This window comes from Niallia sp. XMNu-256 (assembly GCF_036670015.1).
Classification (GTDB): Bacteria; Bacillota; Bacilli; order Bacillales; family Cytobacillaceae; genus Bacillus_BD.
The window spans coordinates 3029787-3055413 of record NZ_CP137636.1 but is presented as its reverse complement, the minus strand read 5'-3'; the positions used below and the strand labels follow the sequence as shown (position 1 = coordinate 3055413).

24 protein-coding genes and 2 pseudogenes are annotated in these 25627 nt (G+C 38.2%); 24 read left to right on the top strand and 2 right to left on the bottom strand.

Features of this window, described 5'->3' with window-relative positions; genetic code table 11:
• Window positions 1-148: 148 nt before the first annotated feature.
• From spoIVB to R4Z10_RS15535, 4 genes are all read left to right on the top strand, one after another.
• A complete protein-coding gene (gene spoIVB, locus R4Z10_RS15550; protein WP_338470207.1) occupies window positions 149-1441 on the top strand; it encodes a SpoIVB peptidase in 1293 nt (430 codons plus the stop codon).
• A gap of 59 nt (window positions 1442-1500) precedes the next feature.
• Window positions 1501-1635, top strand: coding sequence for a hypothetical protein (locus R4Z10_RS15545; RefSeq protein ID WP_338470206.1), 135 nt, complete (start codon window positions 1501-1503; stop codon window positions 1633-1635).
• 134 nt (window positions 1636-1769) lie between these two features.
• Complete coding sequence (spo0A, locus tag R4Z10_RS15540) at window positions 1770-2570, top strand: sporulation transcription factor Spo0A (RefSeq protein WP_338470205.1); 801 nt, start codon at window positions 1770-1772, stop codon at window positions 2568-2570.
• Window positions 2571-2857: 287 nt separating this feature from the next.
• Window positions 2858-3595, top strand: a complete 738-nt coding sequence (locus R4Z10_RS15535; protein ID WP_338470204.1) for a glycerophosphodiester phosphodiesterase — start codon at window positions 2858-2860, stop codon at window positions 3593-3595.
• A 12-nt stretch (window positions 3596-3607) separates the two neighbouring features.
• Here the strand turns inward: R4Z10_RS15535 and R4Z10_RS15530 are convergent, their stop codons facing one another.
• Complete coding sequence (locus tag R4Z10_RS15530; protein WP_338470203.1) at window positions 3608-3868, bottom strand: DUF2627 domain-containing protein; 261 nt, start codon at window positions 3866-3868, stop codon at window positions 3608-3610.
• A gap of 175 nt (window positions 3869-4043) precedes the next feature.
• Between R4Z10_RS15530 and R4Z10_RS15525 the strand changes: the two genes are divergently transcribed.
• From R4Z10_RS15525 to R4Z10_RS15440, 18 genes and pseudogenes are all read left to right on the top strand, one after another.
• Window positions 4044-6107: a sigma-54-dependent Fis family transcriptional regulator gene (locus tag R4Z10_RS15525; protein WP_338470202.1), complete on the top strand. Its 2064-nt coding sequence runs from the start codon at window positions 4044-4046 to the stop codon at window positions 6105-6107.
• A gap of 174 nt (window positions 6108-6281) precedes the next feature.
• Window positions 6282-7376, top strand: coding sequence for a branched-chain amino acid dehydrogenase (bcd, locus tag R4Z10_RS15520; RefSeq protein WP_338470201.1), 1095 nt, complete (start codon window positions 6282-6284; stop codon window positions 7374-7376).
• 104 nt (window positions 7377-7480) lie between these two features.
• Window positions 7481-8587, top strand: coding sequence for a butyrate kinase (buk, locus tag R4Z10_RS15515; protein ID WP_338470200.1), 1107 nt, complete (start codon window positions 7481-7483; stop codon window positions 8585-8587).
• Window positions 8588-8604: 17 nt separating this feature from the next.
• On the top strand, window positions 8605-8799 hold the full coding sequence (locus R4Z10_RS15510; RefSeq protein WP_338470199.1) for a hypothetical protein: 195 nt from the start codon (window positions 8605-8607) through the stop codon (window positions 8797-8799).
• A gap of 40 nt (window positions 8800-8839) precedes the next feature.
• Window positions 8840-10258 (top strand): dihydrolipoyl dehydrogenase, encoded by a 1419-nt coding sequence (lpdA, locus tag R4Z10_RS15505; RefSeq protein ID WP_338470198.1) that lies wholly within the window; start codon window positions 8840-8842, stop codon window positions 10256-10258.
• 112 nt (window positions 10259-10370) lie between these two features.
• The gene (locus tag R4Z10_RS15500; RefSeq protein WP_338470197.1) at window positions 10371-11375 is read left to right on the top strand and encodes a thiamine pyrophosphate-dependent dehydrogenase E1 component subunit alpha; all 1005 of its coding nucleotides are present in this window, start codon (window positions 10371-10373) and stop codon (window positions 11373-11375) included.
• An 11-nt stretch (window positions 11376-11386) separates the two neighbouring features.
• Complete coding sequence (locus R4Z10_RS15495; RefSeq protein ID WP_338470196.1) at window positions 11387-12370, top strand: alpha-ketoacid dehydrogenase subunit beta; 984 nt, start codon at window positions 11387-11389, stop codon at window positions 12368-12370.
• Window positions 12371-12389: 19 nt separating this feature from the next.
• Window positions 12390-13670 carry a dihydrolipoamide acetyltransferase family protein gene (locus R4Z10_RS15490; RefSeq protein ID WP_338470195.1) on the top strand — a complete coding sequence of 427 codons (1281 nt, stop codon included), beginning with the start codon at window positions 12390-12392 and terminating at the stop codon, window positions 13668-13670.
• Window positions 13671-13784: 114 nt separating this feature from the next.
• Complete coding sequence (locus R4Z10_RS15485) at window positions 13785-15230, top strand: methylmalonyl-CoA mutase family protein (protein WP_338470194.1); 1446 nt, start codon at window positions 13785-13787, stop codon at window positions 15228-15230.
• A complete protein-coding gene (scpA, locus tag R4Z10_RS15480; RefSeq protein ID WP_338470193.1) occupies window positions 15227-17419 on the top strand; it encodes a methylmalonyl-CoA mutase in 2193 nt (730 codons plus the stop codon). Before R4Z10_RS15485 ends, scpA begins: the two co-directional genes overlap by 4 nt.
• Entirely contained in the window at window positions 17420-18499 is a 1080-nt protein-coding gene (gene meaB / locus R4Z10_RS15475) for a methylmalonyl Co-A mutase-associated GTPase MeaB (RefSeq protein ID WP_338470192.1), read from the top strand. It abuts the gene before it with no gap.
• Between the two features lie 88 nt (window positions 18500-18587).
• Complete coding sequence (locus R4Z10_RS15470; RefSeq protein ID WP_338470191.1) at window positions 18588-19025, top strand: BrxA/BrxB family bacilliredoxin; 438 nt, start codon at window positions 18588-18590, stop codon at window positions 19023-19025.
• A gap of 254 nt (window positions 19026-19279) precedes the next feature.
• Window positions 19280-19507, top strand: a pseudogene (locus R4Z10_RS15465) (hypothetical protein); the annotation flags it as partial.
• Between the two features lie 30 nt (window positions 19508-19537).
• Window positions 19538-20065, top strand: a pseudogene (locus tag R4Z10_RS15460) (transporter substrate-binding domain-containing protein); the annotation flags it as partial.
• 138 nt (window positions 20066-20203) lie between these two features.
• Window positions 20204-20863, top strand: coding sequence for an amino acid ABC transporter permease (locus tag R4Z10_RS15455; protein ID WP_338470190.1), 660 nt, complete (start codon window positions 20204-20206; stop codon window positions 20861-20863).
• Complete coding sequence (locus tag R4Z10_RS15450) at window positions 20856-21578, top strand: amino acid ABC transporter ATP-binding protein (RefSeq protein WP_338470189.1); 723 nt, start codon at window positions 20856-20858, stop codon at window positions 21576-21578. Before R4Z10_RS15455 ends, R4Z10_RS15450 begins: the two co-directional genes overlap by 8 nt.
• Window positions 21579-21760: 182 nt before the next feature.
• Window positions 21761-22762, top strand: coding sequence for an aromatic acid exporter family protein (locus R4Z10_RS15445; RefSeq protein ID WP_338470188.1), 1002 nt, complete (start codon window positions 21761-21763; stop codon window positions 22760-22762).
• 27 nt (window positions 22763-22789) lie between these two features.
• Complete coding sequence (locus R4Z10_RS15440) at window positions 22790-23302, top strand: L,D-transpeptidase (RefSeq protein ID WP_338470187.1); 513 nt, start codon at window positions 22790-22792, stop codon at window positions 23300-23302.
• A gap of 33 nt (window positions 23303-23335) precedes the next feature.
• Here the strand turns inward: R4Z10_RS15440 and prli42 are convergent, their stop codons facing one another.
• Complete coding sequence (gene prli42, locus R4Z10_RS15435; RefSeq protein WP_338470186.1) at window positions 23336-23437, bottom strand: stressosome-associated protein Prli42; 102 nt, start codon at window positions 23435-23437, stop codon at window positions 23336-23338.
• 172 nt (window positions 23438-23609) lie between these two features.
• Here prli42 and mce point away from each other — a divergent pair, with 172 nt between their 5' ends.
• On the top strand, window positions 23610-24041 hold the full coding sequence (gene mce, locus R4Z10_RS15430; RefSeq protein ID WP_338470185.1) for a methylmalonyl-CoA epimerase: 432 nt from the start codon (window positions 23610-23612) through the stop codon (window positions 24039-24041).
• Window positions 24019-25575 carry a carboxyl transferase domain-containing protein gene (locus R4Z10_RS15425; RefSeq protein ID WP_338473257.1) on the top strand — a complete coding sequence of 519 codons (1557 nt, stop codon included), beginning with the start codon at window positions 24019-24021 and terminating at the stop codon, window positions 25573-25575. The genes mce and R4Z10_RS15425 overlap by 23 nt, the downstream gene beginning before the upstream one ends.
• The last annotated feature ends 52 nt before the right edge of the window (window positions 25576-25627 follow it).

Genomic DNA, 25627 nt, shown 5'->3' with positions numbered 1-25627 from the left:
TTTTTACTTGGAAATAACTTTCGGTTTTTACGTGATATTCCTATGTGTACAGTATTTTTATAAAAGGTTGGGTTATAAATGTTCTCCTTGCAGGCAAAATTAAAGATGTAGCCATTAAGACGGTTTGGACTAGAAGCGAGGAGAGTGAATGTTTTTGAATAAAGACTTCTTTAGAAAAATAATTGGTGGAATTCTCCTTGTTTCATTAATTGCTATATGTTTTATTAAACCTGTACAGGAGTATATAAATATTCCTACCCATATTACATTATTTGAAGGACAGCAAGTAAATATAGATAAAGCTGTTCCTGTTTCAGCATCAATAAACGAACCATTCATTGTTGCCCTTAGTCAAGATGAACAGTTTGTGTCACTATCTGCAAAAAAACAAGGCAAGAATGAAATGTTTTTAGAGTTAGCTGGATTGCCCGTTAAAAAAGTGGATGTAAATGTTTTAAAGGATTTTAAGGTTATTCCTGGCGGTCAGTCAATTGGTGTGAAACTAAATACTTTAGGCGTTTTAGTCGTTGGACATCACCTAGTAACAACTGAAGAAGGGAAAGTATCCCCAGGAGAGCTAGCTGGTATTCAAGTGGGCGATATCATTACAGAGATTAATGGGAAAAAGATTGAAAAAATGCAAGATGTTGCTCCTTTTGTCCAGGAAGCAGGCCAAACAAATAAACCGTTAAAGTTAACGGTTTCTAGAGAAAATGGAAAGATTGAAACAGAACTTATGCCGCAAAAAGAAAAAGGCGATGAGAACTTTAAACTGGGTTTATATATCCGAGACTCAGCGGCTGGGATCGGTACGATGACTTTTTACCATCCAGAATCGAAGAAGTATGGTGCTTTAGGACATGTAATTTCAGATATGGATACAAAGAAACCGATTGTTGTTGATGATGGTCAAATAGTTAAGTCTACGGTTACATCAATTGAGAAAGGCAGTAATGGAAATCCGGGTGAAAAGTTAGCTCGATTCTCCTCAGATAAAGAGGTTATTGGCAATATTAAACGAAATAGCCCTTATGGAATTTTTGGAGAACTCAATCGCGATATTCAAAATGGGATTATGGACGAGCCCTTGCCAATCGCTCTGTCTCATCAAGTAAAAGAGGGACCCGCACAAATCTTAACCGTAGTTGAAAATGATGAGGTCAAATTATTTGATATTGAAATTGTCAGTACCATTCCCCAAAAATTCCCAGCCACAAAAGGTATGGTCATTAAAATAACGGATCCTGAGCTTCTTGGGAAAACCGGTGGAATTGTTCAAGGAATGAGTGGAAGTCCAATTATCCAAGACGGCAAAGTAATTGGTGCAGTTACCCATGTTTTCGTCAATGATCCTACAAGCGGTTATGGTGTTCATATTGAATGGATGTTAAATGAGGCTGGCATTGATATCTATGAAAGGCCACAAGAACAAGCATCTTAACAGGTAAAAAGACGGAGAAATCCGTCTTTTTTGCCTTTTTTAAAATGCTTAATGATGGTATGATTAAAGTATTAAATGATTTTAAAGATTTTTCGACAACGGAATGGATTGTGTCGAAAAACAAAGAAATCATAAGAAAACGAAAGATTTTCCGGTTTTATATAGAAAAATTAAAAAAAGAAAAGGATTTTTGAAGGCATTGTCGAATTTCTTTTAAAAGATAATTAAAGAAAAACAAATGGGAACTACAATAAATGCAGTTTTGTTCCATTGAATAAATACATGCATTTACGTCAGATGAGAAACATGGAACGAGGAGGAAACAGTGGTGGACAAAATAAAGGTATGTGTAGTTGATGATAATCGGGAACTTGTGAACTTATTAGAGGAGTTTATTAATTCCCAAGATGATATGGAAGTATGCGGAACTGCCCACAATGGACAGGATTGCTTAACAATGCTTGAAACTGTGAATCCAGACGTTTTAGTATTAGATATTATTATGCCGCATTTAGATGGACTCGCAGTTCTTGGTAAAATAAGAGAAATGAGAAAAAATCCAACTCCAAATGTAATCATGTTAACAGAGTTTGGTCAAGAAGATGTTACAACAAAAGCAGTTGAATTAGGCGCATCCTACTTTATTTTAAAGCCATTTGATATGGAACATTTAGCAAGTAATATTCGTCAAGTCAGCGGTCATTCTGCTCCAATTATTCGGAACTCTTCATCTGGAAGCTATCGTCCTCAAACTTCAGCAGAACCGGCAAAACCTAAAAATTTAGATGCCAGCATCACTAGCATTATCCATGAAATCGGTGTTCCCGCGCATATTAAAGGTTATATGTATTTACGTGAAGCGATCTCCATGGTTTATAACGACATCGAGTTACTTGGTTCAATTACAAAAGTGTTATATCCAGATATAGCGAAGAAATTTAACACAACAGCAAGTCGAGTAGAGCGTGCGATCCGTCATGCGATCGAAGTTGCCTGGAGTAGAGGAAACATTGAATCAATTTCATCCTTATTCGGTTATACTGTATCCATGACAAAAGCCAAACCAACAAATTCTGAGTTTATTGCGATGGTGGCTGATAAACTACGTTTAGAGCACCGTGCATCTTAAAAAAATAAAGAAAAAAAGTGACCATGTTTGTGGTCGCTTTTTTTAAGTTTTCACATATATATTGACAATCTGTGTTCTAATTTAGAAATGAACAGATAAAGTGACACTTCCATCAGTGGGGGTTTTCTTTCATCCCCCCACTGATGGTTAGTTGAACCAATCGGAGCTTTACGGGCAGTTGATCCCCCACCTATTTTTATATTTTACTTAAAATTTTGAGGTGAGGGTCTTACAGCCCGTTAAGCCTGATAAATTGGTTAATAACAAATGGAGGTGAGTAGTCATCAATGACCCAAATCTTTGCCCACCGCGGATACTCCGCAAAATATCCTGAAAATACAATGCTAGCCTTCCGAGAAGCTGAAAAAGCAGGTGCACATGGAATTGAACTGGATGTTCAGCTATCAAAAGACGGTGAAGTTGTTGTAATTCATGATGAAAAAGTAAATCGTACAACAAATGGGAAAGGCTATGTACAAGGTTTAACGCTAAAGGAGTTACAAAGGCTAGATGCAGGTTACCATATGAAAACAATCGTTAAAAAGCAGCCAATTCCGTCATTAAGAGACGTGCTAGAATGGATGACAACAACCGAAGTCCTCTGTAATATTGAACTAAAAAACAATGTCCTTCAGTATGAGGGGATGGAGGAAAAGGTGATTAGCTTAGTTTGGGAATATGGTTTATCCGAACGCGTGATCATTTCTTCCTTTAATCATTACAGCTTGGTAAAATCCTATCGAATTGCACCTGAAGTTGAGACTGCGGCATTATTCGGGAATGCTGTCTACATGCCTTGGGTATATGCCCAATCAATCCGGGCAAGAGGGATACATCCAAAATACACAGCCTATCCAATAGAGATACTCCAAAAGTTATTAGAAAATGGTGTCGCAGTAAGACCTTATACAGTTAATAAAGAAAAGGATATGGAAAAGTTTTTTAGAATTAATTGTTCATCAATTATTACAGATGATCCAGTACTAGCTCTAAAGGTTCAAAAAAAAACCAGCCTAGGAAAATAAATCGTCCTAGGCTTAGTTTACTTCACTCTTGGTAGATTCGGTTTTTTGGAATCTTGATTGTACTTTATTTCTTTTTCGATCACGATGAAGGATAAATCCGCCAATAAATCCGATCCCCAATACAACCATCAAAAGACCAATGAGAAACTGTAACCAAAGAAAAGCAATCGGTGCATGTAAGATTCCAAATACTGTGTCCCTCATAAACTTTACCCCATATGCAGCAATCACGCCGGGAATGACTAATATCAGAAGTGCAATAATTCGGATCATGTTTTAGTTTCCCTTCAGTTCATTTTTATAAAGAAGCAATATTAAAAATATTCGAGTTAATAAAATAATAAATCATTAGAGATATTTGTCAAGAAAGAACATAAATATTACAATAGAGGAATGAATTTCTTTTCAAATAGTATTTGAAAAATATTGCACGAATAGGAAGTGTGCTATGCAAACGGTAATGATCGTTGGGGCAGGAAAAGGCGGTATGGCTATTATACAAATCATCCAGGATTCACCTGTGTTGGATGTACAAGCAGTCATTGATATAAAAGATGATGCTCCTGGGATCTTATGGGCGAGGGAAAGGGGAATTCAGACATCAACAGATTGGCAACCTTTTTTAAAGGGAAAAATTGATATGATCATAGAGGTTACCGGCAATCAAGAAGTATACCGAGAATTAAGACAAGCCTGTTCAAGAGAAACTGTTTTAATCCCAGCAAGTGTCGCTTACATGCTTATAAAGCTTTTTAAAGATAAGGAAAAGCTGATTTCAAAAATACAAAAGGAAACGTATAAATATAATCTTATCTTCAACTCAGTTGATAATGGGATGATTGTCATAAATAATGACGAAAACATTATTTTACTTAATAATAGTGCGGAAAAGTTGATAGGCATCAGTAGAAATGAGGCTCTTGGAAAACATATTTCAATGGTCGTTCCTACAAGTGAACTGCCGAGGGTGCTTAGAACAAGAATGGTTGAAAGTAATCGAGAAGTAAAACTGCCAAACGGCTTAAAAATCATTGCTACAAGAATCCCGATCATTGATAAAAGTGGGTTATTAATTGGGGGCTTTTCCATTTTTAAAGATATATCTGAGGTTGTAAGCATGGCGGAACAAATTACTGACTTAAAAGAAATTCAAACAAAGCTTCAAGCGATTTTTCATTCTAGTGACGAAGCGATTTCAGTTGTCGATGAAGATGGAATTGGCATGATGATAAATCCGGCCTATACACGGATTACTGGCTTAACAGAGGAGCAAGTGATTGGAAAACCTGCTACAACAGACATTGTAGTTGGTGAAAGTGTTCATATGAAGGTATTAAAAACGCGTCGAGCCGTAAGAGGTGTTCCCATGCTTGTCGGCCCAAATAAAAGGGAAGTTGTCGTAAACGGTGCTCCTGTTATAGTCAACGGGAAATTAAAGGGAAGTGTCGGGATCATTCGTGACGTATCCGAATTGAAAAGTTTAAATAGGGAATTAAACCGTGCCAAACAAATGATTAGGACACTTGAAGCAAAGTATTCTTTCGAAGATATCATCGGTAACTCTGAAGTCATGAAAATAGCGATAGAACAAGCGAAATTAGCTGCCAAAACCCCAGCAACGATCCTTTTACGTGGCGAGTCTGGTACGGGAAAAGAGTTATTTGCCCATGCCATCCATAATGGAAGTGACCGAAAATTTAATAAGTTCATACGTGTAAATTGTGCATCATTAAGTGAATCCTTATTGGAGAGTGAATTGTTTGGCTATGTGGAAGGAGCTTTTACAGGTGCCAAACGAGGCGGAAAAAAAGGTCTTTTTGAAGAGGCCAATAATGGCAGTATTTTTTTGGACGAAATTGGTGAGTTATCTTTAAATACACAAGTGAAGTTACTTCGGGTTCTCCAGGAAAATGAAATAACAAGAGTAGGTGGAACAGAAGCGATCTCTTTGAATGTTCGGGTCATTGCCGCAACCAATGTAAACTTAGAGAAGGCCATGGCTAATGGAGAATTTCGTGAAGATCTGTATTATCGGCTGAATCAAATGCCGATATTCATTCCGCCGTTAAGAAAAAGAAAGGAGGATATTGAATCCCTTTGTAGTAATTTAATTGAAAGAATCAATGGAGAGTATGGAAGAAACATAGAAGGGGTTACCGAAGGTGCCTTAGCTCGTTTATTAATGTATGAATGGCCTGGTAACATTCGCGAATTAGATAATATGATCCGTCGAGCGATCATTTTTATGAATTATAACGAAAAATATATCGATTTGGAATACATTTTTAATTTAAGTAAACCAACCTCTGTGGACACCGAAAGTACTTTGGACATGGCAACAGAAGGAACTTTATCTCAACGTCTTGAAGAATATGAAAAATCAATCATCCTGAAAACGTTGGAAAAGAATAAAGGAAATAAAACGAAAACCGCTAAGGAACTGGGATTATCAATAAGAAATCTGTATTATAAGTTAGAGAAATATGAACATGCAAATAATAGCATGAAATAAATTTCAATGTGTATGCAAAACTATTCATGGTTGATCGTGCAAAAGGTTTATGTTTATTGATTTATACTTTTGGCATAGAACTTGCATTAATAAGGATGAATCATAGATTTTTATGTGTAGATGAAAAGCACTACATTCAGCACAGCATGATTTTACCATCCTAGGAGGATTTAGATGGAAATTTTTAAATATATGGCAGATTACGATTATGAGCAGCTTGTTTTTTGTCATGATGAATCATCTGGTTTGAAAGCCATTATTGCGATACATGATACTACTCTTGGGCCTGCGTTAGGCGGGACGCGGATGTGGACATATGAAACAGAAGCGGCTGCGGTTGAAGATGCACTTAGGCTTGCTCGGGGAATGACTTATAAAAATGCTGCAGCGGGTTTGAATTTAGGTGGAGGAAAAGCCGTAATCATCGGTGATCCTCGAAGCGATAAAAGTGAAGAATTATTTCGTGCCTTTGGCCGATATGTCCAAAGTTTGAATGGCAGGTATATCACTGCAGAGGATGTTGGTACAACGGTTGAAGATATGGATTTAATCTACCAAGAAACAAACTATGTAACGGGAATATCACCAGCGTATGGTTCTTCAGGCAATCCTTCTCCTGTAACGGCATTTGGTGTTTACCGTGGGATGAAGGCGGCTGCCAAAGAAGCGTTTGGAACAGACTCACTTCAAGGCAAAGTCGTTGCCGTGCAAGGGGTTGGAAATGTTGCCTATAAGCTTTGCGAACATCTCCACAAGGAAGGAGCAAAGCTAATAGTTACTGATATTCGAAAGGATGCGGTTGATAAAGTGGTTCAAGAGTTTAACGCTACCGCAGTTGATCCTGATGATATTTATTCAGTTCCGTGTGATATATATGCTCCTTGTGCGCTTGGGGGAACAATTAATGATCAAACAATTCCTTTATTAAAAGCAAAGGTGATTGCAGGTTCGGCGAATAATCAATTAAAAGAAGCTAAACATGGGCAAATCATTCATGATTTAGGAATTGTATATGCACCAGACTATGTAATTAATGCAGGTGGTGTTATTAATGTTGCGGATGAATTACACGGATATAATGAAGAGAGGGCGTTAAAGAAGGTAGAAGCGATTTATCAAAATATCGAAAAAGTGTTTGAAATCTCAAAACGTGATGACATCCCAACATCTGAGGCAGCTGACAGAATGGCAGAGGAGCGGATTGAAAAAATTAGGAATTCACGCAATCAATTTCTGCAAAACGGTTTTCATATTTTAAGCAGACGTTAACCTAATGAAAAAGGTGCCTAACGTCCATTCCTAGGCACCTATCCACTTATTACAGAGATGAAAAAACAAAATAAATCGGTAGTATCATTTTTGGAGGTGTCCACATGCACCAAAACAAGTTTCGTATTTTAACGATTAATCCTGGTTCTACCTTTACAAAAATTGCCATCTTTGAGAATGAAATTTCAATTTGGGAAAAGATGCTTGTCCATAATATTGAAGTTACGGAATCTTACACACATATTATTGACCAATTGGATTTTCGAAAAAGGGAGATACTCCAATCCTTACATAATGAAGCTATTAACTTGTCTAGATTCCATGCTGTTTGCTCAAGAGGGGGATTGCTTAGACCAATTGAAGGGGGAACGTATGTAGTAGATGAAGGAATGCTTGTTGATTTACGAGCCGGTTATGCGGGGGAGCATGCCTCTAATTTAGGGGGAATCCTGGCTTATGAAATTGCCTCTGGTCTCAACATTCCAGCTTTTATCGTTGACCCTGTTGTCGTAGATGAACTTTCTGAAGTGGCGAGAATTTCAGGATTACCTAAGATTGAAAGAAAAAGTATATTTCACGCTTTAAATCAAAGAGCAGTGGCCCATCGGGTTGCAAAAGAGCTTGGAAAGCGTTATGAGGAATTGAATTTAGTTGTAGCCCATTTAGGCTGGGGCATCACAATCGGTGCCCACCAAAAAGGAAAAGTAGTCGACGTTAATAATGGTTTGGTTGGAGAAGGTCCGTTTTGTCCAGACCGTGCAGGATCTGTACCTGTAGGAGATCTAATTGATCTTTGTTATTCCGAACAATATTCAAAAGAAGAAATTATGAAACTGCTCGTAGGTACAGGTGGTTTTATGGGCTATCTAGGAACAAATCAGCCCGAGGAAATTGAGAGGATGATTGATCAAGGGGATGAAAAAGCCAAATTGGTGTATAATGCGATGGCTTATCAAATCTCCAAAGAAATTGGTGCTGTGAGTACCGTTTTAGCTGGTGAAGTCGACGCGGTGATCTTAACAGGCGATCTTGCATATCGAAAAAGATTAACCCAGGAAATTATGGATCGTGTCAATTGGATTGCAGACGTTTATATCCATCCTGGTGAAAATGTTCTATTGGCCTTGGCTGAAGGAGCTTTACGAGTGTTAACCGGAGAAGAAGTTGCGAAGGAATATCCGGAGGTAGTGATGAAATCGAAATCTAATTGAGTGAATTTACCTAAAAAATGGTAATAGGTGCAATTAAGCGTGATTTTGGTGCAATTAAGGGCAATTCCGGTGCAATCAAGCATGATTTTGGTGCAATTATCCGCGATTCCGGTGCAATCAACAGCCGATCTTGTGCAATTCAACAAAATACGAGAATCTTTTTTACTAATTCTAGAAATAATGGACGGTCTTTTACAAAAATAAAGGCCTAATAAACGATATGGACAAAATGCGATTTATGGGGGGATTATTTTGGCGCAAGAATATGACTTAGTGGTTCTTGGCGGGGGAACAGGTGGATATGTAGCAGCCATCCGTGCAGCACAACTCGGTTTAAAAACGGCCATAGTAGAAAAAGAAAAACTTGGCGGAACATGTCTTCATAAAGGTTGTATACCGTCAAAAGCGTTGCTTCGAAGTGCAGAGGTGTATGCAACGATGAAGCGGAGCGAGGAATTTGGAATTGACAAAAGCCAGTTATCATTAAATTTCCCAAGAGTACAGGAAAGAAAAACACAAATTGTCGAACAACTTCATAAAGGTGTTCAATTTTTAATGAAAAAGGGGAAAATTGATGTTTACGAAGGGATTGGACGGATTTTAGGTCCCTCTATTTTTTCGCCTCTTCCAGGTACCATTTCAGTTGAAATGAGGAATGGTACAGAAAATGAAATGTTAATTCCGAAAAACATCATCATAGCAACAGGTTCAAGACCGAACACATTGAATTTCCAAATTGATGGTCAATATGTTCTCACCTCCGATGAAGCTTTATCAATGGAAGAATTGCCAAAATCAATTCTTATCGTTGGGGGAGGTGTGATTGGAGTGGAATGGGCCTCCATGTTGGCTGATTTTGATGTTGAGGTCACTATCTTAGAATATGAAGACCGTATTCTTCGTACGGAGGATACAGACATATCAAAGGAAATGAGACAGCTCTTAGAGAAGAAAGGAATTAATATCCATACCGGAGCTAAGGTCTTACCGGACTCAATCGAAATAGACGAAGGTGTCACGATTAATGCAGAAATTAATGGTGAAATCCAATCATTCAGTGGTGAAAAACTTCTTATTACTGTAGGAAGACAAGCGAATATCGAAGGCTTTGGTTTAGCGAACACAGCAGTTGAAATCGATCGAGGTGTGATCAAGACCAATTCCTATTATCAAACGAAAGAATCCCATATTTATGCAATTGGTGATGTGATTGGAGGGATGCAGTTGGCACATGTAGCTTCACATGAAGGCATTCTCGCTGTTGAACATATTGCTGGAAATAATCCGCAGCCGCTCCAATACTCGCTTATTTCTACTTGTATATATAGCAATCCAGAAGCCTCAAAAGTTGGATTAACGGAAGAAGAGGCAAAGAGTCAAGGGTATAAGGTAAAAACAGGCAAGTTTCCTTTTCGTTCAATTGGAAAAGCACTCGTCTTTGGCGAAAGTGATGGGTTTGTCAAAATGGTGGTTGATGCAGAAACCAATGATTTATTAGGTGTTCATATGATTGGTCCACATGTAACAGAGCTCATTTCAGAGGCCGGGCTTGCTCGTGTACTTGATGCGACACCATGGGAAATTTCCCAAAATATTCATCCCCACCCAAGTCTTTCTGAGGCAATTGGAGAAGCAGCGTTGGCTGTTGATGGAAATGCTCTTCATGGCTAAAAGCCTCCGGGTAGGTGTCACAGTTTTTCAAGGAAGTTTACCCGACCTTGGATAAAATCTTGACGTAAATTGCCAAGGCGAATTTGATATCAATATTCTGGAGGTTAAACATATGGTTGAAAAAGTAGAAAACCGTCATCATGTATTAGGTTTAAGTGATGAGCAAGTAATAGAAATGTATGAAACAATGCTTTTAGCTAGAAAAATAGATGAACGATTATGGCTATTAAACCGAGCTGGAAAAATTCCTTTTGTGATCTCTTGTCAAGGACAGGAGGCGGCACAAGTAGGAGCTTCATATGCTCTTAATCGTAATGAAGATTATGTACTTCCTTATTATCGGGATTTAGGGGTTGTGCTTTCATTTGGAATGACAGCAAAAGAGATTATGCTTTCCAACTTTGCCAAGGCAGAGGATCCAAACTCTGGCGGCAGACAAATGCCTGGACATTACGGACAAAAGAAAAATCGGATTGTGACCGGCTCATCACCTGTCACAACTCAAGTTCCCCACGCGGTTGGAATTGCACTCGCTGCGAGAATGGCAGGAGAAAACATCGTTTCCTTAGTAACATTTGGTGAAGGCTCATCCAATCAAGGAGATTTCCATGAAGGTGTTAACTTTGCGAGTGTTCATAAGCTACCAGTTATTTTTATGTGTGAAAATAACAAATATGCCATTTCTGTTCCAATTAGTAAACAAGTAGGCTGTGAACAAATTTCAGACCGCGGAATTGGTTATGGAATCCCAGGAGTTACGGTTGATGGAAATGACCCGTTAGCTGTTTATCAAGTGGTTAAAGAAGCGGCTGAACGAGGAAGACGTGGTGATGGGCCGACATTGATTGAGGTCATGTGCCATAGGATGACAGCCCATTCTTCTGATGATGATGATCGCAGTTATCGAACAGAAGAAGAAATAACAGAAGCAAAAGGAAATGATCCATTAATGTCCTATTTAACTTATTTAAAAAAGGTAAGTATATTAGACGACCAAAAGGAAAAAGAAATAAATGAACGTATAAAGAAATTGGTGGATAAAGCAACAGATTACGCGGAAATGGCGCCTTATCCAAGTCCAGATCATTTGATGAAATATGTATATGCGGATAACTAGGGGGAAACAAAATGGCAATTATATCCTATATAGAAGCTGTTACAATGGCCATACGGGAGGAAATGGAAAGAGATCATAAAGTATTTGTGTTAGGTGAAGATGTTGGGAAAAAGGGGGGAGTTTTTAAAGCAACAGTCGGGTTGTATGAACAATTCGGTGAGCACAGAGTTATGGACACTCCGCTTGCTGAATCTGCGATCGCTGGTGTCGGAATTGGTGCAGCGATGTACGGGATGAGACCGATTGCTGAAATGCAATTTGCTGATTTTATTATGCCTGCAGTGAATCAAATTATTTCAGAGGCGGCAAAAATTCGCTATCGCTCTAACAATGACTGGAGCTGTCCGATTGTCATTCGTGCTCCATATGGTGGTGGCGTACACGGCGCTTTATATCATTCTCAATCGGTAGAGGCTGTTTTTGCTAATACACCTGGATTGAAAATCGTAATGCCTTCAACCCCGTATGATGTTAAGGGATTGCTAAAAGCAGCCATTCGGGACGATGATCCCGTCTTATTTTTCGAACATAAACGGGCTTATCGTTTAATCAAAGGGGAAGTCCCTGAGGATGATTATGTTCTGCCAATTGGGAAAGCAGATGTGAAGCGAGAAGGTGATGATATTACTGTCATCACTTACGGTTTATGTGTTCATTATGCCCTCCAAGCAGCTGAAAAATTAGCAACTGAAGGAATTTCGGCTCACATTCTCGATTTACGAACCGTTTACCCGCTTGATCAAGCGGCCATCATTGAGGCGGCAACTAAAACAGGGAAAGTTCTATTAATTACGGAAGATAATAAGGAAGGCAGTATCATTAGTGAGGTATCAGCAATTATTGCGGAACACTGTTTATTTGAATTAGATGCTCCGATTCAACGTTTGGCAGGACCAGATGTACCGGCTATGCCGTTTGCGCCTACATTGGAAAAAGAGTTTATGTTGAATCCAGAAAAAGTTGAAAAGGCTATGAGAGAGTTAGCCCAATTTTAATGGGAGAGGAGGGAAACGAATGGCAATTGAAAAGATAACGATGCCTCAATTAGGCGAAAGTGTGACAGAAGGAACGATTTCAAAATGGTTGGTGAAAGTCGGAAGTCAAGTCAATAAATATGATCCGTTGGCTGAAATCATTACAGATAAGGTAACCGCAGAAATTCCATCATCTTATACAGGGGTGATAAAGGAAATCCTTGCTGGAAATGGAGACACCTTACAGGTTGGTGAGGTTATTTGTTTAATTGAAACAGAAGCGAAACTTGAACAAGAAGCACAGTCTGCAGAGATTAGTGCTGAGAAGGTCAGCAGACCACAACCCGTTCATAATAAAAAGCCTCAGAAGGCGCGCTATTCTCCTGCTGTCTTAAAGCTTTCACAAGAGCATGGAATTGACTTAAATGAAGTATCAGGAACTGGATTGGGCGGGCGGATTACGCGAAAAGATGTATTAACAATCATTGAGTCTGGAGCAATTCCGAGAACGAATGTTAGCACTGAAGCCCTTAGCGCTAAGCAAGAACTTGTCACTAAGCAAGATGCTGTCACTTCAAAACGAGTGATGAAGCCGGAGAATGTGATCACAACGAATCAAGGTGATATAGAAATCCCAGTTAGCGGAGTTCGCAGGGCCATCGCCAATCAAATGATTAAAAGTAAAAATGAAGTTCCACATGCTTGGATGATGGTTGAAGTAGATGTGACAGATCTTGTTCAATATCGTAATGAAATAAAGGAAGACTTCAAGCAAAAAGAAGGCTTTAATATCACATACTTTGCCTTCTTTGTTAAAGCCGTTGCTCAAAGCCTGAAAGAATATCCAGAAATGAATTCCATGTGGGCTGAAGATAAAATTGTGCAAAAGAAGGATATTAACTTGAGTATTGCTGTTTCAACCGAAAATGAACTTTTCACACCGGTCATAAGAAATGCCGATGAAAAAAGCATTAAAGGGATTGCACGTGAAATCAATGATTATGCCCTGAAAGTTCGATCTGGAAAATTAAAAGTTGATGATTTGAAGGGTGGAACTTTTACAGTGAATAATACCGGTACGATTGGGTCTGTCCAATCAATGGGTATTATCAACCAGCCACAAGCGGCAATCTTACAAGTTGAATCAATTATTAAACGACCGGTTGTTATGAATAATAATATGATCGCAATTAGAGATATGGTTAATCTCTGCCTTTCCCTTGACCATCGCGTCCTAGATGGATTTATCTGTGGGAAATTTATGCATAAGGTCAAACAAATCCTTGAAAACACATCTAAAGAAAATACGCCCATTTATTAAGTGTCTGGTCGCCTTCCGTTTGGAAGGTGCCTAGCGCTTTTTTTGTTCATATATTCCCTTTTCCCATCGTAAATATAGATAAGAAATCACTCTTTTCAGAAGAGGTGGCATATTATGAGTCAAAATCAAAAGAATCATGAACCGTTTCCGGAACCTACGATGGCTCAATGGGTACAAAACGCCGAACAATCATTAAATACACTGATGAGTAGTACCTATGAAAACATCCCATTAAAACCTCTCTATACAAGAGCAGACGTAAAGCATACTGTTGCATCCTTGCCAGGTACAGATGATTATCGTCGTGGAGTCAATGCCTTAGGTTATTGGAGTCAACCTTGGAAAATAGCACAAAGAATCAGAACGGACGACATTGATCGTTTCAAAGTTCAACTTCACTCCGCCTTTCAAAACGGGCAAAATGCCATTTCTTTTATACCTTCTTCTTTACTATTAAAAGACCTGCCACAACTTCTCGTCCATTATTATCAACAACACCCGTTTGCCGTCAACGGAGGAATCAATCAATATGAACTATTTGAAATTTTACTCAAAATGGAGAACCCTGATAAAATAACTGGCTTTATTGGAATGGATCCTATTTCTCTATATATCAAGGATCCTAGTCTAAAATTGGACAAATGTTATGAAAGGTTATCTAGAACACTTGAAAAGACTATGTCTTCAATCCCACTATTAAAAACAATTTTAATAAACACAACTCCTTACCATAATGGAGGGGCAAATGCTGTTCAAGAGCTGGCCATTGCATTGGCATCAGGGGTTGAGCATATCGAAAAGTTGAAAATGTATCAATTTCATATTGATGATTATTATCAAAAAATCATTTTTCACTTTTCAATCGGTCAGTCATTTTTTATGGAGATTGCAAAGTTAAGAGCTTTTCGCGTTTTATGGGGAAAAGTATTATTTGCATACGGAATTCAACCCGATGAGGATTTTATTACGATTTCTGCCGAAACATCCTCCTACACAAAAACGGTACACGATCCATATATCAATCTCATCCGTTCCGGAAACGAGGCGTTTGCTGCGGTTTTAGGTGGGATCCAATATTTGCATATTTCTCCCTATAACGAGCTTGAAGGTGAAGGTACAGACTTTTCGGCACGAATTGCCCGCAATATGCACCATATACTAAAAGAGGAAGTGAGATTAAATTCAATCATCGATCCTGGGGGTGGATCGTGGTATATCGAGAGCATTACCAATAATCTAATAGATAAATCATGGTCATTATTTCTCCAAATAGATGATCAAGGAGGAATAATTAAAACCATCCAAAGCAATTGGTTACAAAATCTAATCGATGAGGTCAGACTGAAAAAGGAACAGGATGTAATCGATGGAAAAAAAATCATTGTTGGTACCAATAAATATCTAGATCCTAAAGTGCCTTCACTTAACGTAACTAAAGATCCATCTAGCAAAATCCAAACTCGAACGATTATCCCGATTGTTGAAGGCCGCTTAACAGAGCGCTTTGAAACAGAAAAAAAATCAGGTGAAAATCTACCGGATCAGGGTGACACAGAATGAAAAATAAACCGGATTTTAGAAAGGTTTCGCTCAATCATAAGTCTCAAAAGCCTCAAAAGATTCAATGGAAACAAAAGGCAGAAGCGGAAATCTCGCAAAGGATTGACACATTATTTTTCATGACAAATGAGGGAATTTACACTAAGCCTTTATATACCGAAGAGGACATCAAACAAATCCAACATCTTGGTCAATTTCCAGGGCTCCCTCCATACACTCGGGGTCCATATCCTACCATGTATAACAACAAGCCATGGACAATCCGCCAATATGCTGGTTTTTCAACAGCAGAGGAAAGTAATGCATTCTATCGGCGTAATTTAGCGATGGGACAAAAGGGTTTATCGGTTGCTTTTGATCTTCCTACCCATCGCGGCTATGACTCAGACCACGCCCGTGTAATTGGAGATGTGGGAAAAGCAGGAGTAGCGATTGACTCCATTCTCGATATGAAAATTCTTTTTGATGGAATCCCTTTAGACAAAATGTCGGTCTCGATGACCATGAATGGAGCGGTTTTGCCAATCTTGGCCTTTTATATTGTGACCGCAGAAGAACAAGGGGTTTCACAAGAAAAACTAGCTGGCACTATACAAAATGATATTTTAAAAGAATATATGGTTCGGAACACATATATTTATCCACCGAAAATGTCGATGAAAATTATTGCTGATATTTTTAAATTTACTTCAAAGCATATGCCAAAGTTTAATAGCATCAGTATTTCAGGGTACCATCTACAAGAAGCAGGTGCATCTGCAGACCTTGAACTCGCCTATACATTAGCAAATGGAATTCAATATGTACGAACCGGATTAGAAGCAAAAATCGATATTGATGCCTTTGCCCCAAGGCTGTCTTTTTTCTGGGGGATTGGCATGAACTACTTTATGGAAGTAGCAAAACTACGTGGAGCTAGGTATATGTGGGCCAATATGATGAAAACGTTTAATCCAAAAAATCCTAAATCACTTGCCCTTAGAGCTCACAGTCAAACATCTGGGTGGAGTTTAACGGAGGCAGATCCATTTAATAATGTCATGAGAACTTTACTTGAAGCCCAAGCAGCAGTTATGGGTCATACCCAGTCCCTTCATACAAATGCTTTAGATGAAGCAATTGCATTGCCAACAGAATTCTCAGCTCGTATAGCACGCAACACACAACTGTACCTCCAAGAAGAAACAGGAATAACAACGGTCATTGACCCATGGGGTGGTTCTTATTATATAGAATATTTAACCGATCAGTTAATTAAAAGGGCATCCCAGCATTTAGATGAAATCGAAAACTTAGGAGGAATGGCAAAGGCGATTGAAACAGGGATTCCGAAAATGAGAATTGAAGAGGCGGCGGCGAAAAGACAGGCACTTATCGATTCGGGTCAAGAGAAAATCATCGGTGTGAATTACCATGTTTGCGAAACTAAAGACCCGATCGACATATTAACCATTGATAACCATGCTGTTCGTATGAAGCAAATCGAGAGGTTAGGACAGCTAAAGTCACTTAGGAATGACGAAGATGTACAATCCGCTCTTTCAGCAATTACGAAAGCATGCGAAGCTAACAATGGTAATTTATTAGAACTAGCCGTAAAAGCAGCAAGGGTACGAGCGACTCTTGGTGAGATTTCCATGGCGATTGAAAAAGTAACAGGACGACATCGGGCAGTTGTACAATCAATTAGCGGAGTTTATCGGTCTGCATTTGCTGATGAAAAATTAATAGAGGAGGTAAGGGAACTGACAGAGGAGTTTCTCGAGAACGAGGGAAGGCGTCCTCGCATATTAATGGCAAAAATTGGTCAGGATGGACATGATCGCGGGGCAAAGGTCGTTGCCACAGCATTTGCTGATTTAGGGTTTGATGTCGATATTGGTCCACTTTTTCAAACGGCAGAAGAAACCGCTAAGCAGGCGGTAGAAAATGATGTACATGTCATCGGAATGAGTTCACTTGCTGGAGGACATAATACCTTGTTGCCACAGTTAGTAGGGGAATTAAAGAAATTAGACAGAGAGGATATTATTATCGTTATAGGAGGCGTTATCCCTCAACAGGACTATCAAATCCTCTATCAAAAGGGTGTTGCTGCTATCTTTGGGCCGGGAACAGTAATTCCAGAGGCAGCTAAAAAGGTTATCCACACGATTTATGATAAACTTGGCTATGAGGAAGTGGAATGAATGGGAGAAAAGAACGATTCGAGTCACTCTAAAGTAGATCCACTAAATAATAGAGCTCACCACTTTCCTTATCGAACGTTTCAAAAAAAGAATCCTCAATCAGGAATAACAAATGAAATTTTATTACAAGGAATAGTAAAAGGAAATCGGAGTATTTTATCCCGAGCAATTACTCTTATTGAAAGCAACTCCGAGCATCATTTTCATCAGGCCCAATCCCTACTGCAGCAGCTGCTTCCCAATATTGGAAAATCACTACGGATCGGAATTACTGGTGTTCCAGGAGCAGGAAAGAGTACGTTTATTGAGACATTTGGAACTTATTTATGTGACAAATTGGGTCTGAACCTTGCTGTATTAGCCATTGATCCGAGTTCGATGATAAGCGGGGGCAGTATTTTAGGAGATAAAACTCGGATGGAGAAGCTGTCACGAAATCCGCGAGCATTCATTCGCCCTAGTCCATCATCAGGAAATTTAGGTGGTGTTCATCGAAAGACAAGAGAAACCATTGTCTTATGCGAGGCCTTTGGGTTTGATGTAATTATCGTTGAAACAGTCGGTGTTGGACAAAGTGAAGCAACGGTACGGGATATGGTTGATTTTTTTATGCTCTTAGTTTTAACTGGAGCTGGAGATGAGTTGCAAGGCATGAAAAAAGGAATAATGGAACAAACCGACATGATTGTGGTCAATAAGGCGGATGGAAAAAACATAGAGAAAGCGACAAGCACGAAAAATCAGTACAATCGGATATTGAGATTTCTCCCCACAGCAACAAAAGGATGGCAGACAAAAGCCTTTACTTGTTCGGCCCTCTCTAATCAAGGAATAGAAGAAATTTGGAATGTCATAAAAGACTTTGAAAAGGTCGTTAAGGCATCCTCTCTTTTTGCCGAACGCCGCAAATTACAGAGTAAGGAATGGATGAAGGAGATGATTCTAGAACACCTCCAGTACAGATTTTATCATCATCCAGAAGTAAAACAGGTCTTGCCTACTCTTGAACAGGATGTACAATCTGGAAGTATAACGGTCTCACAGGCTGTTGACGAGTTGTTTAAAAAATATAAACAATAGAGTGCAAAGTCTTTTCATTGCGTTATAATAAAATATATTGTTATGATAATAACTAATATATTTACAATGTTTAAAAGGAGCGAAAAAAATGAATATTAATTTTAATTTATTCATGAATGATCATGTTTTAAGGGCTCGACAAGAAATGGTTGAGGCAGGATATACAGAATTGAAAACAGCTGATGAGGTCGATGAAGCTTTAAATCAAAAAGGAACCACACTTGTATTGATTAATTCTGTTTGTGGCTGTGCTGGCGGGATTGCTCGTCCGGTTGCAAATCATGCTATTCACTATGATAAGCGTCCTGACCATCTAGTAACTGTTTTTGCTGGTCAAGATAAGGAAGCAACGGAAAAAGCTCGTACCTATTTCACAGGCTATCCACCATCATCTCCATCATTTGCTCTATTAAAGGATGGGAAAATACTTAAAATGATCGAACGCCACGAAATAGAAGGACATGAACCAACGGCAGTTATGCAAAAGCTACAGAACTATTTTGATGAATATTGTGAAGAAATCTAAAGGTAATAATAAAAAACCCATTATTTTTCAAAAATAATGGGTTTTTTGTATGAAATTGGGAAAATTAAAGGTATGAATGTGATGTTCAACCTAATGCAAAAAATATAATACTTGTATCAGAATTTTAGAATATTATTTTTATGTATATTTCATTGTTGCATATTCGTTACAATGTGTTAAAATCCATTTATGTGAATAAATATTCGTATTTATTATAATAGCATTATTTAGTGCAATATAAACGCAAGGAGGAAATGATCATGAAAAAGTTAATCTTACTAGTAATGAGTTCTCTTCTATTAAGCATACTTGCAGCCTGTGGTTCAGGTAATGCGACGAATCAAGAAATTCGAGGATTCACGGTTGAAGATGCAGATGGTGGCTATGCTATCGCATTTCCAAAAGGCAGTGAGCTTAGGGAAGAGTTTAATAATGAATTAAAGGCAATGATTGATAGTGGCGAAATGGATGGATTAATCAATAAATGGTTAGACCCCGAGTCAGAAAAGGATGCTCCAAGTGAAGGGGCTGTTGAAGGCAACAAAGTATTGAAAATGGCAACTTCAGCTGATTATGCACCATTTGAATATATTGATACTGAAGGTACTGGCGATTATATGGGACTTGATATTGAAATTGCTAGAATCATTACAGAAAGATTAGGCTACAAACTTGAAATCCAAGATATGGATTTTGGTGGTTTAATTTCAGCATTGCAAAATGGACAAGCTGATTTTGTTATGTCTGCTATGTCTGCTACTGACGATCGTAAAGAAAGTGTAGACTTTAGTGATATTTACTATACATCAAAACACGTTATTGTTTCAACAACAGATAGTGGAATAGAAAGCTTAGAAGATTTAAAAGATAAAAAAGTGGGTGTCCAAATGGGATCCATCCAGGAGGAAAAAGGAAAAGAATTAGCTGAGGAAATAGGATTCAATTTAGAAAACAGAAACCGAATTCCTGAATTAATTCAAGAAATCAAAGCAGGTCGTCTAGATGCCGCAATTATCGAAGACACTGTTGCAGAAGGTTATTTAGGAAAATAAATAATAAAAACGTTCAGATTCAAATCATTTCTGAACGTTTTTATTCGTTTTAGAAGAGAAAGTAATACTTTTCAGAATCCTTTTCCTAACTAATGATCTTATATTATTTGAGAGGATTGGTTAAAAATGAATTTAGATTTCGCATCTGTACTCCCCTCTTTTCCGTATATTTTAAAAGGAATTGGGATCACACTCCAGATCGCTTTTTTTGCTGGAATTATCGGATTTGTATTTGGAATTATTTTGTCATTATTTAAAATTAGCAATATTAAAGTTCTAACTTGGTTTGCAGACGCGTATACATCCATTTTCCGTGGTACACCGCTTGTCTTGCAATTAATGATCATTTATTTTGGTTCACCTCAAGTACTCGGCTACCAAATTGAACCATTTACTGCTGCTGTTGTTTCTTTTGGGTTAAACTCCACGGCTTATATTTCTGAAATTATCCGTGGTGGAATATTAGGAATTGACAAAGGCCAAAGTGAGGCGGCAATGGCATTAGGAGTTCCCTATCGTCCAATGATGATGAATATCGTTCTTCCACAGGCAGTTAAAAATATTTTACCTTCATTAATGAATGAATTTATCACACTAACAAAAGAGTCTGCAATTGTTACAACAATTGGTGTCATGGATATTATGCGCCGTGCTTACCAAGTTGGGGCAGATAAATTCCGTTTTATTGAGCCGTTGCTTTTAGCAGGGATTATCTATTATATCATGGTCATGATCTTAACGATGATCGGAAAAGCTGTCGAAAGGAGAATGAGAAAAAGTGATTAAGGTAGAAGGATTAACGAAACAATTCGGCAAGCTTGAAGTATTGAAAGGAATTTCAACGACCATTCATGAAGGAGAAGTTGTTGCCATTATTGGTCCGTCTGGATCAGGAAAATCAACGTTCCTTCGTTGTTTAAATTTATTAGAAAAACCGACTGGCGGTCATATTTATATTAATAATATGGACTTATTGGATAAGAAAACAGATATTATGAAAATAAGACAAAATGTGGGAATGGTATTTCAACACTTTCATTTATTCCCCCATAAAACGGTGATGGAGAATATCACCTATGCGCCGATGAAAGTAAAGAAAATGAGCAAAGCGGAAGCTGAAAAGGTCGGAATGGACTTATTAACAAAAGTGGGCTTAGCGGAAAAGGCATCACAGTATCCAAATCGTTTATCAGGTGGACAAAAACAACGTGTCGCAATCGCACGTGCTCTTGCGATGTCGCCGAAAGTAATGTTGTTTGACGAGCCGACATCAGCCCTAGATCCGGAAATGGTAAAAGAGGTTTTAGATGTTATGAAATCACTAGCAGACTCAGGAATGACAATGGCGATTGTAACTCACGAAATGGGATTTGCTCGTGAAGTTGCTGATCGGGTACTCTTTTTAGAAGATGGGAAGCTTGGAGAAGATTCCCCTCCAGAAGAATTTTTTACGAACCCAAAAAGTCAAAGAGCAAAAGATTTTTTGGAAAAAATATTATAATACTAATAAAAGTGGAAAAGGTATAGCGAATCTTTTCCACTTTTATTTTTATATCCATTTAGTAAAGTTTCTTTCGATTTTGTAAATGGGGAATAAAGATCCTATCAGTAGGGGGAAGAGCTCGCTAATTGAAAGAAAAAACATGTTAAACTGAAAGAAAAAGAATAGCAGGGTGAAGGACAATGAAATTTCGGATTGGATATCGTACGCTCAAAACAGCGGTGGGTGCAGTAATAGCCATCATAATTGCGCAAGGTTTAGGGTTAGAAAATTATGCTTCTGCAGGAATTATTACGATTCTATGTATTAAAAACACGAAGAAAAAGTCACTTAGAGCATCGTGGGATCGAATTCTAGCAGGTTTAATCGCAATCGTCTTTTCAATAGTGTTTTTTGAATTAATCGGATACTATGCAGGAGTTATTGGATTGCTCCTTCTATTTTTTATTCCGACAGTTGTGTTATTTAAAGCAACTGATGGGGTTGCCTCAAGCTCTGTCATTATTTTGCACTTTTATTCTGCTGGCGGAGTGACATTTGGGTTTATTTTGAACGAATTCTTGCTTGTATTAATTGGAGTCGGAATGGCTTTATTGGCAAACTTATATATGCCGAGCTTGGATCGTAAAATTGAAGAGTATCAACGCAAAATTGAAAGTAATTTTAAAAACATTTTTAAGGAGATAGTATACTACTTGAGACATGGTGATCATAATTGGGATGGGAAAGAAATTCCTGAGACGATTCAATGGATTAACGAAGCAAAGGTACTCTCATTTCAAGAAATGGAAAATCAATTTTTACATAATGAAGAGGAAAGTCTATATTTTACATATTTCAAAATAAGGGAAAAGCAATTTGAAATCATTGAAAGGGTATTACCGATTATAACTTCAATCTCTAAAACTGTTGAACAAGGAAAAATAATCGCCGACTTTATTGAAGAACTCTCAGAACATATTCATGGAGGAAATACAGCAGATATCTACTTAGATAAACTGAATAAAATGCATAAAGAATTTGAGAAAATGGAACTTCCAAAAACTAGAGAAGAATTTGAAATTCGTGCTGCACTGTTCCATTTCATTAATGAAATGGAACAGTACTTATTAATTAAGCGATCCTTTAAAGGAATTGTTAAGCAAAGCAAGCGGAATAAAAACATAGTAGGTGAAGGAAACTAAGTAAAATATAAATAGGGTGGTGATGTGATGGTTCAACTATTTTCCACTCTACTTATTGCCTTATCTCTTTCACCTTTATGGCCTCTTGGCGCCAATCCAATACCCGGGGATCCGTTTATCATCGTTAATAAATCAACGAATGAGCTGGCCTTTATACATGAAAATCAAGTCGAGACAGTAGTTGATGCGGCAACAGGAGTAACCAATGATTTAACCCCAGAAGGAATATTTACAATTACAGTAAAAGCTGAAAATCCTTACTACCGTAAAAAAGACATACCTGGTGGAACGCCAGAAAACCCACTTGGTTCACGCTGGATCGGATTTGATGCGAAGGAAACCGACGGCAGAATTTATGGAATACATGGAACGAATCATCCGCCATCCATTGGAAAAAGGGTTTCACAAGGCTGTATCCGTCTGCAGAATGAAGTCATTGAATCTCTCTATCCTAAAATCCCTCTAGGGACAAAAATCCTTGTCACATCTACTACAAAATCATTTGAAGAGTTAGCAAAGGAATATAGAGCAATAAAATGAGGGCTGTCCTAAAAACAGCCCTCATCTTTATTATTAAATAAACATCATGATCCCCGTTAAAATGGTCGAAGCTAACATAATAAAGATCATTAAATATACAATAATTTTTTGTGTTTTTTTCCGGTTTTTAGACAAAGTTTTCCCTCCAGCTCTCATCATAGTTAATCCGTTTAATATCCACCACAATACATCTATTTTACTAAGAACAGATCTTTAGGACAACTATCAAAGGAAAGTTGGATTATTTTACTTCAATCCCGAATAGAATAATTATTATATAGATTCTAAAAAATGGGGGTGGTCCGTCATGATTCAAAAAGTTGATCATATTGGAATTGCCGTTCATTCAATTGAAAAGAGTCTATCCTTTTACACCGAAGTATTAAAGCTCAGATTAATTCGGATTGAAGAGGTAAAAACACAACATGTCAAAGTGGCGTTCTTAGATGGGGGAGAAACAAAGCTGGAGTTATTAGAGCCGACTAGTTCAGAAAGTGCAATTTCGAAATTTATTGGAAAGTACGGACAAGGAATTCATCATATTGCCTTATCTGTTCACTCCATTGAAGATCGGATTAGAGAGTTACAGGAAAAAGGGATTACGATGATTGACTCCCAGCCTAGAAAGGGTGCAAGTAATACAGATATTGCCTTTATTCATCCAAAATCATCCGACAATGTTCTTTTTGAAATATGTGAAAAGAAAGGAATGGAGCATGGAGAAGAAGGATATGTATAATAAGATCCATGAATTATATGATCGGAAAGCAGCAGCTCGGCTCGGGGGCGGTGATGATCGAATGATCAAACAACACGAAAAGGGGAAGTTAACCGCCCGTGAACGAATCGATTTATTGGTCGACTCTGGGACATTTGTAGAATTATTTCCTTTTATCGAGCATAACTGTCATGATTTTGGCCTGCAAAATGAAAAGTATCCTGGCGATGGAGTTGTAACTGGCTATGCTAAAGTCAATGGACAGCCTATCTATGTATTTTCTCAAGATTTCACGGTCTTCGGTGGAGCACTAGGGGAAATGCATGCCAAAAAAGTCGCAGCAGTGATGGATTTAGCTGCGAAGAATGGCGCCCCGATTATCGGGTTAAATGACTCAGGTGGAGCGAGAATCCAAGAAGGAGTTCTATCACTTGATGGCTATGGGCAAATTTTTTATCGTAATACGATCTATTCAGGAGTAATTCCGCAAATCTCGGTGATCATGGGTCCATGTGCGGGTGGCGCCGTTTATTCACCAGCGATTACAGATTTTGTTTTCATGGTCGAGCAAAGTAGTCAAATGTTTATTACTGGACCTAAAGTCATTGAAACGGTTACAGGTGAAAAAATTTCACCTGAGGACCTTGGTGGAGCCGTTGTCCATAATACAGTGAGTGGAAATGCTCATTTTCGGGGTGAATCAGAAGAGATTGTATTAAAACAAGTTCGAAATTTGTTAAGTTACCTTCCACAAAATAATACTGAAAAACCTCCTGCAAACTCCTCAAACAATGATGATGATGATCGTCCTGAATTAATAGATACCATTCCAATTGAATCAAGCCGTCCATATGATATTCGAAAGGTGATCGGTAGAGTAGTAGATCATAATAGTTTTTTAGAAATCCAGCAAGATTTTGCGAAAAATATTGTCATTGGGCTGGCACGAATGAAAGGAGAGGTTGTTGGTCTAGTTTGTAATCAACCAAAATACATGGCTGGTGTACTTGACATAAATTCGTCGGACAAAGCCGCAAGATTTATCCGATTTTGCGATTCTTTTAATATTCCAATCATTACGTTTGAAGATGTAACCGGGTTTTTACCAGGTGTTAAGCAAGAACATGGAGGGATCATCCGGCATGGAGCCAAGATTCTGTACGCCTATTCTGAAGCTACTGTTCCAAAGCTGACCGTTATTTTAAGAAAAGCTTATGGAGGGGCTTACGTGGCATTAAACAGTAAATCTATTGGAGCTGACCTGGTGTTTGCCTGGCCAAATGCCGAAATAGCGGTTATGGGACCACAAGGAGCAGCAAATATTATTTTTGCAAAGGATATTAAGCAAAGTGTGGATCCAGAAGCAACAAGGATCCGGAAAATAAACGAATATAGAGAAAAGTTTGCCAACCCGTATGTTGCAGCAAGTAAAGGAATGGTTGATGATGTCATCGATCCTAGAGAAACACGAATAAAGCTGCTTCAAGGGTTGGAAATCCTTAAAAACAAACAGGAGCACAGACCTCGGAAAAAACATGGGAATATGCCGTTATAATTGGAAATCGTTCTTATTGAGAGCGATTTTCTTTTTTGAATCAGGGTCGATA

What these genes read in the sequence shown, in the direction of transcription:
- spoIVB (WP_338470207.1), top strand. Translation starts at nt 149, where the DNA reads ATGTTTTTGAATAAAGACTTCTTTAGAAAAATAATTGGTGGAATTCTC.
- R4Z10_RS15545 (WP_338470206.1), top strand. Translation starts at nt 1,501, where the DNA reads ATGATTAAAGTATTAAATGATTTTAAAGATTTTTCGACAACGGAATGG.
- R4Z10_RS15535 (WP_338470204.1), top strand. Translation starts at nt 2,858, where the DNA reads ATGACCCAAATCTTTGCCCACCGCGGATACTCCGCAAAATATCCTGAA.
- R4Z10_RS15530 (WP_338470203.1), bottom strand. Translation starts at nt 3,868, where the DNA reads ATGATCCGAATTATTGCACTTCTGATATTAGTCATTCCCGGCGTGATT.
- R4Z10_RS15525 (WP_338470202.1), top strand. Translation starts at nt 4,044, where the DNA reads ATGCAAACGGTAATGATCGTTGGGGCAGGAAAAGGCGGTATGGCTATT.
- bcd (WP_338470201.1), top strand. Translation starts at nt 6,282, where the DNA reads ATGGAAATTTTTAAATATATGGCAGATTACGATTATGAGCAGCTTGTT.
- buk (WP_338470200.1), top strand. Translation starts at nt 7,481, where the DNA reads ATGCACCAAAACAAGTTTCGTATTTTAACGATTAATCCTGGTTCTACC.
- R4Z10_RS15510 (WP_338470199.1), top strand. Translation starts at nt 8,605, where the DNA reads ATGGTAATAGGTGCAATTAAGCGTGATTTTGGTGCAATTAAGGGCAAT.
- R4Z10_RS15500 (WP_338470197.1), top strand. Translation starts at nt 10,371, where the DNA reads ATGGTTGAAAAAGTAGAAAACCGTCATCATGTATTAGGTTTAAGTGAT.
- R4Z10_RS15495 (WP_338470196.1), top strand. Translation starts at nt 11,387, where the DNA reads ATGGCAATTATATCCTATATAGAAGCTGTTACAATGGCCATACGGGAG.
- R4Z10_RS15490 (WP_338470195.1), top strand. Translation starts at nt 12,390, where the DNA reads ATGGCAATTGAAAAGATAACGATGCCTCAATTAGGCGAAAGTGTGACA.
- R4Z10_RS15485 (WP_338470194.1), top strand. Translation starts at nt 13,785, where the DNA reads ATGAGTCAAAATCAAAAGAATCATGAACCGTTTCCGGAACCTACGATG.
- scpA (WP_338470193.1), top strand. Translation starts at nt 15,227, where the DNA reads ATGAAAAATAAACCGGATTTTAGAAAGGTTTCGCTCAATCATAAGTCT.
- meaB (WP_338470192.1), top strand. Translation starts at nt 17,420, where the DNA reads ATGGGAGAAAAGAACGATTCGAGTCACTCTAAAGTAGATCCACTAAAT.
- R4Z10_RS15470 (WP_338470191.1), top strand. Translation starts at nt 18,588, where the DNA reads ATGAATATTAATTTTAATTTATTCATGAATGATCATGTTTTAAGGGCT.
- R4Z10_RS15455 (WP_338470190.1), top strand. Translation starts at nt 20,204, where the DNA reads ATGAATTTAGATTTCGCATCTGTACTCCCCTCTTTTCCGTATATTTTA.
- R4Z10_RS15445 (WP_338470188.1), top strand. Translation starts at nt 21,761, where the DNA reads ATGAAATTTCGGATTGGATATCGTACGCTCAAAACAGCGGTGGGTGCA.
- R4Z10_RS15440 (WP_338470187.1), top strand. Translation starts at nt 22,790, where the DNA reads ATGGTTCAACTATTTTCCACTCTACTTATTGCCTTATCTCTTTCACCT.
- mce (WP_338470185.1), top strand. Translation starts at nt 23,610, where the DNA reads ATGATTCAAAAAGTTGATCATATTGGAATTGCCGTTCATTCAATTGAA.
- R4Z10_RS15425 (WP_338473257.1), top strand. Translation starts at nt 24,019, where the DNA reads ATGGAGAAGAAGGATATGTATAATAAGATCCATGAATTATATGATCGG.